Origin of the sequence: Kitasatospora sp. SolWspMP-SS2h (assembly GCF_003259315.1) — a bacterium.
In the GTDB taxonomy this organism is placed as follows: domain Bacteria; phylum Actinomycetota; class Actinomycetes; order Streptomycetales; family Streptomycetaceae; genus Kitasatospora; species Kitasatospora fiedleri.
The window spans coordinates 1-5921 of sequence record NZ_QLLT01000056.1; the positions used below are offsets into that span (position 1 = coordinate 1).

The 5921-nt window shown below is 74.6% G+C and carries 6 protein-coding genes and 4 tRNA genes; 4 read left to right on the top strand and 6 right to left on the bottom strand.

Annotated elements, in window-relative coordinates; genetic code table 11:
- Positions 1-2 precede the first annotated feature (2 nt).
- The 3 genes from K353_RS33390 to K353_RS33400 all read right to left on the bottom strand — a co-directional run bounded on the left by K353_RS33390 (position 3) and on the right by K353_RS33400 (position 314).
- Positions 3-74, bottom strand: a tRNA-Val gene (locus K353_RS33390).
- Between the two features lie 39 nt (positions 75-113).
- Positions 114-184: transfer RNA gene (locus tag K353_RS33395), tRNA-Cys, on the bottom strand.
- 57 nt (positions 185-241) lie between these two features.
- Positions 242-314: transfer RNA gene (locus K353_RS33400), tRNA-Gly, on the bottom strand.
- Between the two features lie 287 nt (positions 315-601).
- Here K353_RS33400 and K353_RS33405 point away from each other — a divergent pair.
- Genes K353_RS33405 through K353_RS33415 form a run of 3 tightly spaced genes read left to right on the top strand, consistent with a single transcriptional unit; the run spans position 602 to position 3403 of the window.
- A complete protein-coding gene (locus K353_RS33405) occupies positions 602-1660 on the top strand; it encodes a chorismate-binding protein (protein ID WP_111557227.1) in 1059 nt (352 codons plus the stop codon).
- Between the two features lie 23 nt (positions 1661-1683).
- Positions 1684-2502, top strand: coding sequence for an aminotransferase class IV (locus K353_RS33410; RefSeq protein ID WP_111557228.1), 819 nt, complete (start codon positions 1684-1686; stop codon positions 2500-2502).
- A gap of 55 nt (positions 2503-2557) precedes the next feature.
- The gene (locus tag K353_RS33415) at positions 2558-3403 is read left to right on the top strand and encodes a GNAT family N-acetyltransferase (protein WP_111557229.1); all 846 of its coding nucleotides are present in this window, start codon (positions 2558-2560) and stop codon (positions 3401-3403) included.
- A gap of 39 nt (positions 3404-3442) precedes the next feature.
- On the opposite strand, the gene K353_RS33420 is transcribed toward K353_RS33415, so the two are convergent.
- From K353_RS33420 to K353_RS33430, 3 genes are all read right to left on the bottom strand, one after another.
- Positions 3443-3931 carry a DsbA family protein gene (locus K353_RS33420; RefSeq protein WP_111557230.1) on the bottom strand — a complete coding sequence of 163 codons (489 nt, stop codon included), beginning with the start codon at positions 3929-3931 and terminating at the stop codon, positions 3443-3445.
- Between the two features lie 60 nt (positions 3932-3991).
- The gene (locus tag K353_RS33425; RefSeq protein ID WP_111557231.1) at positions 3992-4597 is read right to left on the bottom strand and encodes a CGNR zinc finger domain-containing protein; all 606 of its coding nucleotides are present in this window, start codon (positions 4595-4597) and stop codon (positions 3992-3994) included.
- Positions 4598-4935: 338 nt separating this feature from the next.
- Positions 4936-5349, bottom strand: coding sequence for an SsgA family sporulation/cell division regulator (locus K353_RS33430; protein ID WP_030459107.1), 414 nt, complete (start codon positions 5347-5349; stop codon positions 4936-4938).
- A gap of 497 nt (positions 5350-5846) precedes the next feature.
- On the opposite strand from K353_RS33430, the gene K353_RS33435 reads away from it, so the two are divergent.
- Positions 5847-5918: transfer RNA gene (locus tag K353_RS33435), tRNA-Val, on the top strand.
- Positions 5919-5921: the final 3 nt, after the last annotated feature.

Consider the following 5921-nt stretch of genomic DNA (forward strand, 5'->3'; position numbering starts at 1 on the left):
AGTGCGCGATACTGGGATTGAACCAGTGACCCCTACCGTGTCAAGGTAGTGCTCTCCCGCTGAGCTAATCGCGCGGGGAGGGCGCCCGGTCGGGACCGGACGACACCTCTCGGAGGTGGAGACGGGATTTGAACCCGTGTACACGGCTTTGCAGGCCGTTGCCTCGCCTCTCGGCCACTCCACCAGGCAACACTTCTGAACTTCTGAACTCCCGAAGAACGATCTTACCCGTTCTCCGTCGAGCGGACGACGAGATTCGAACTCGCGACCCTCACCTTGGCAAGGTGATGCTCTACCAACTGAGCCACGTCCGCCTGTCGGCCCGGGGGCTTCCCCGGTTCTCCCGGCGGCGCTCCCTGGCGACGTGTTGAACTCTAGCGGATTCCCGGCCCAGCTGAAAAATCCGTTCCCGCAGCGTGGCGCGGGGGTGGCTGCCGCACGTCGAACCGTCCGGCCCGCCCCCGACGCCTCCCCGGGCCCCCGACCTAGACTTTCCGGTACCGGGGCGATCCCCCGGGACCCGTCCCGCGCCCGCGCGGACCGGCGCCGCGACAGCCTCGGCACCGGCGGCGGGCAGCACCGAAATCCGCGCAGGAGAACCGTGTCCCGCCGCACCGCACCCCTCAGCCCCGAGCAGCCGATGGCCCGCTTCGCCGGCCGGCTCGCCACCGGCCTGCGCGACGTCACCCACGACCCGGCCGCCCTCGAACACGGCGGGTTCTGGGCCGTCGTCCACGACTTCGAAGGCCGGCTCACCTGCGCCCGGTTCGCCGACGTCCGCCCCGACCCGGCCCCGCCCGCCACCGACCGCTGGCACGGCCCCGCCCCCGCGTCCTGGCGCAGCTCCCTCGACGCCGACGCCTACCGGGCCGGAGTCCGCCGCATCCGCGAGCACATCGCCGCCGGCGAGGTCTACCAGGCCAACCTCTGCCGGGTGTTGAGCGCCCCGCTGCCCGACCCCGCACGCACCGACATCGACGCCCTCACCGGCCTGCTCGCCGCCCACAACCCCGCCCCCCACGCCGGAACGGTCCGCCTCCCCGGGCACGGCGTCGAGATCGCCACCGCCTCGCCCGAGCTCTACCTCGCCCGCCGCGGCCGCACCGTCCGCTCCGGCCCGATCAAGGGCACCGGCCGCACCGAGGCCGACCTGCTCGACAAGGACCACGCCGAGAACGTGATGATCGTCGACCTGGTCCGCAACGACCTCGGCCGGGTCTGCGAGACCGGCACCGTCACCGTCCCCGACCTGTGCGCCGTCGAGAAGCACCCCGGCCTGGTCCACCTGGTCTCCACCGTCGAGGGCACCCTGCGCCCCGACGCCGGCTGGGCCGAGCTGTTCGCCGCCACCTTCCCTCCCGGCTCCGTCACCGGCGCCCCCAAGAGCAGCGCCCTGCGGATCATCCACGCCCTGGAGACCGCCCCCCGCGGCCCCTACTGCGGCGCCGTCGGCTGGGTCGACGCCGACCGCGGCGAAGCCGAACTCGCCGTCGGCATCCGCACCTTCTGGATCGAACGCCCCCCGACCGGCGCCCCCGTCCTCCGGTTCGGCACCGGCGCCGGAATCACCTGGGACTCCGACCCCGACCGCGAATGGCAGGAGACCGAACTCAAAGCCGCCAGGCTGGTAGCGATAGCCTCCACCGGCACCCCCGACTGATCCCCGCAAGGAGCACCACGCCGATGATCTGGGTCAACGGACACCTCACCGCCGAGGACGACGCCGCACTCTCCGTCCTCGACCACGGACTCACCGTCGGCGACGGCGTCTTCGAAACGGTCAAGGCCGAGCACGGCGAACTCTTCGCCCCCACCCGGCACCTCGACCGCCTCACCCGCTCCGCCCGCGGCCTCGGCCTGCCCGACCCCGACCACGACCTGGTCCGCGAGGCCTGCGCCGCCGTCCTCGCCGCCAAGCCGCTGCCGCTCGGCCGCCTCCGCATCACCTACACCGGCGGCACCTCACCGCTCGGCTCCGAACGCGGCACCGCGGGCCCCAGCCTGATCGTCGCCCTCGGCAGCGCCACGCCCCGCCCCGACACCACCGCCGTCGTCACCGTGCCCTGGCGCCGCAACGAGCACTCCGCCGTCGCCGGACTCAAGACCACCTCCTACGCCGAGAACGTCATCGCCCTCGCCGCCGCCCACCGCGCCGGCGCCAGCGAGGCCCTCCTCGCCAACACCGCCGGACAACTCTGCGAAGGCACCGGCTCCAACGTCTTCCTCGTCCTCGACGGCCGCCTCCTCACCCCCACCCTCGCCTCCGGCTGCCTGGCCGGCATCACCCGCCGGCTCGTCCTCGACTGGACCGGCGCCGAAGAGGCCGACGTCCCCCTCGACGCCCTCCACCAGGCCGAAGAGGTCTTCCTGACCTCCACCCTCCGCGACGTCCAGGCCGTCACCCGCGTCGACGGCCGCGAGCTGCCGGGCGTGGGCCCGGTGACCCGCAAGGCGATGGAGGTCTTCGCGGAGCGCGCCGGGCGGGACCGCGACCCGGTCTGAGGGCGGCGCCGGGGGCGGGGGTAGAAGAGCGGCAGGGGCGGGAAAGGGAGACGGCATGACCACCACGTTGCGGCCCGACGGGCCCGAGGAGGCGGGTGTCGGCGGCGGGCGGACGCGGCGCTGGCACATCATGGTGAACGGGCGGCGGGCGGGGGGCCTGCGGACCAACGCGTGGGCCCGCAGCGGGCGGTACCCGGGGGAGGTCTGCGAGCTGGAGGTCGCCGAGGCGGACCGCCGCCGGGGGCGCGCCACCGTCGCGGTGCTGGCCGCCGAGGAGGTGCTCCGGTCCTGGGGGTGCGTCCGGGCCCAGGTCATCGTCCCGGCCGGGACCCCCGTCGCCCTGCACCTCGCACAGGCCCTCGGCTACACCGAGCAGATGCGCAACCTCGGCAAGGACCTCGACCGAGTCCCGCCGCAGACAAGCGGGTTGACGGACCGTCCGATGACCCCCGAGGAGTACCCGGCCTGGCAGGAGGTCTCCATCGCCGGCTACCGCCAGGACCTGATCTCCGCCGGTCTCGACCCCGACGAGGCCACCGCCCGCGCCGAGGGCGACCACCGCCGGGCCCTCCCGGTCGGCCTCTCCACCGTCGGCACCGTGCTGCGCCGCCTGCTGGACGCCGACGGCCGCGTCCTCGGCACGATCTGGGTCACCCTCCACCAGGACCGGCTGCCCGACGGCAGCCCGCTCGCCTGGGTGCTGCTGGTCGAGGTCGCCGCCGAGCACCGCGGCCGGGGCCACGGCCGCGCCCTGATGCGCATCGCCGAACGCGAGTGCCTGCGGGCCGGGGTCCGCCACCTCGGCCTGAACGTGTTCCGCGACAACGCGGTGGCGATCGGGCTCTACGAGTCGCTCGGCTACCGGACCACCCGGCACGTGCTCAGCAAACCCCTGCTCTGACCGCCCGCCCCGCCCCCGCCGCCCCGCCGTCGGACCGCCTCAGCCGTTCAGCAGCTCGACGATCCGCTCCCGCAGCCCGTCCTGCGACTGCCCGCCGTCCAGCCGCTTCCCGGCCACCACGTACGTCGGCGTCCCCTTGACGCCGATCGCCCGCCCCTCGGCCACGTCCGAGTCGACCCAGAGCATGTGCCGGCCGTCGATCAGCGCGGTGTCCACCTCGTCCGCGTCCACCCCGACCGCGCCGGCGATCTCCACCAGCACCGCGGGCCCGCCGCGCTCGACGTCCTCCAGCCGTGCCAGCACGGCCTCCGCGAACTCCCAGCCGCGCCCCTGCTCGAACGCCTCCGCCGCCGCCTCGGCCGCCGGGTACGCGTACTTGTGCTTCTCCAGCGGGAAGTGCCGCAGCTCGACGGTCAGCGCGTCACCGAACCGCTCCCGCAGCGCCCGGACGTCGTCCAGCGCGGTACGGCAGTCGGGGCACAGCAGGTCGCACCAGAACTCGACACGGGGCAGCGAGGAATCACTCATGCCGCCCAGTCTCCCAGGTCGCGGACGGCCCGCCGACCCCCGCCCGCCCGTCCCGCCGCCTCAGCGGCCCGCGGCCGACACCGCCCCGGCGGCCGGCCCGGCCTCCGCCACCGCCTCCGCCGAGCGCTGCCGGGCCCGGTACGCGGCGACGTGCAGCCGGTTGCCGCAGGTGCGGCTGTCGCAGTAGCGGCGCGAACGGTTGCGGGACAGGTCGACGAAGACCCGGGCGCAGCTCGGCGCCTCGCAGCGGCGCAGCCGCTCCAGCTCGCCCGCCATCACGATGAACGCCAGCGCCATGCCCAGTTCGGCGGCCAGGTGCCGGCCGATCGCGGCGTGCGGGGCGAAGTAGTGGATGTGCCAGCCGTGGTGGTCGTGGTTGGTCAGCCGGGGCGTGGTGCCGGCCTCCGCGACCAGGGTGTTCACCAGCTCGGCGGCCCGCTCGACCGACCCGGCCGAGAACACCTCGCCGAGCCGGGCGCGCAGCTCGTGCACGGCGGCCAGGTCCGCCGGGCCGAGCGAGTCGATCTCGCTGATCTCCTGCCGGACCACGAACGCGCTCAGCGCCGCCACGTCGGGCAGCCGTTCGCTGCCGCACGCCTCCGGCGCCGTGTTCAGCAGCTCCACCAGGATGCTCAGCGCGCACTCGGTGTCATGGGTGATCAGCACGTGGGGGCTCCTCACGCGGCGCCGGCCCCGGGGCCGGCGCGTCGGTCATCGCGCGCCGACTCTACCGGCCCGGGCCGCCCCCGGACCGGGACGCGGGCGGTACGTGACCGGGCCGATACGTGGCGCCGCCGGACCCGGCACGGCCGGCCGGGGCCTGGTGCGGGGGCGGCCCGGGACGTGACTGGGCCCCGGACGTCCGCTCCGGTGGGAGAGGACGCCCGGGGCCGGACCCCGAGGCCGCCGTGGCGGCTGCGAGCTGCGACCGTGCCCCCGAGTAGGACGGTGCGCATCGAGGCGTTCCCGCCGCCGCGCGACGGCGGGCCGTACTCGTTCGGGGGTCAGTTCTCGGCGAGGATGTGGGACAGCTCCCGGTCGAGGTCGAAGTGACGGTGTTCGGTGCCGGGGGGCACCGCGGCGTCCGTCCGCTTGAGGAAGGACTCAAGCGCCCGGGCCGGGGCCTCCAGCAGGGCCTCTCCTTCCGGAGAGCTCAGGGCGATGCAAACCACGCCTTGACCGTGGCTGCGGGACGGCCACACCCGGACGTCGCCGGTACCGGTCGGTCGGTGCAGCCCCTCCGCGAGGAGGTCGCGGGCGAACACCCACTCCACGGTCTCGTCGGCTCCGGTGTGGAACGTCGCGTGCACGGCATAGGGGTCGGCAGTGTCATAGCGCAGGCCCGCGGGGACGGGCAGTGACGACTCGCTGGACACGATGAGGCGCAGGTGCAGCTCGCAGCTGACCGTGGTGTTCATAAGCGCCATGGCCTTTCGCTCAGTGTGCGCTCGGGGAATCGCACGTCGGCGAACGGACCATCCCACCTGAAAGCCCGCTGTAAACCCGTCTGTCCCGATTCCGGTGCGAGTCGTACCCCTTCCGGCGCATTGCGGAATCCCCCGGCCGCGCCGGCCGTCCGGGCGGCGGGCCGGTAACGGCAGGGCATTACCGGCGGTCGCACCGGGCGGGCCGCGGCGGGACTGGAGGAACCCACGAACCCGGCCCGGCGGACCCCGGTCGGCTCCGCCCGGCGGCCCCGGCCGGCCGACCGCGCCGACCGCCCGGACCGGGGACGTCACCCGGCGCGGCCGACCGGGGCCGCCGACCGGTGCCGTCGGCCGACGCCGCTGGTCGGGCGCGACGGTCGGGGGTGCGCCCCGGAGGGCCGGGGTGCGGGCGAGTCGCGGGGCGGGCGCGGTGGCGGCGAGGGTGTTCGGAGCACCCGTGCGGATGGGGTAATGTTTTCCCTGCACCCGGGCGATTAGCTCAGCGGGAGAGCACTTCGTTCACACCGAAGGGGTCACTGGTTCGATCCCAGTATCGCCCACCG

Coding starts and splice junctions, on each gene's coding strand:
- K353_RS33410 (WP_111557228.1), top strand. CDS start 1,684: ATGATCTGGGTCAACGGACACCTCACCGCCGAGGACGACGCCGCACTC.
- K353_RS33415 (WP_111557229.1), top strand. CDS start 2,558: ATGACCACCACGTTGCGGCCCGACGGGCCCGAGGAGGCGGGTGTCGGC.
- K353_RS33420 (WP_111557230.1), bottom strand. CDS start 3,931: ATGAGTGATTCCTCGCTGCCCCGTGTCGAGTTCTGGTGCGACCTGCTG.
- K353_RS33430 (WP_030459107.1), bottom strand. CDS start 5,349: ATGAACACCACGGTCAGCTGCGAGCTGCACCTGCGCCTCATCGTGTCC.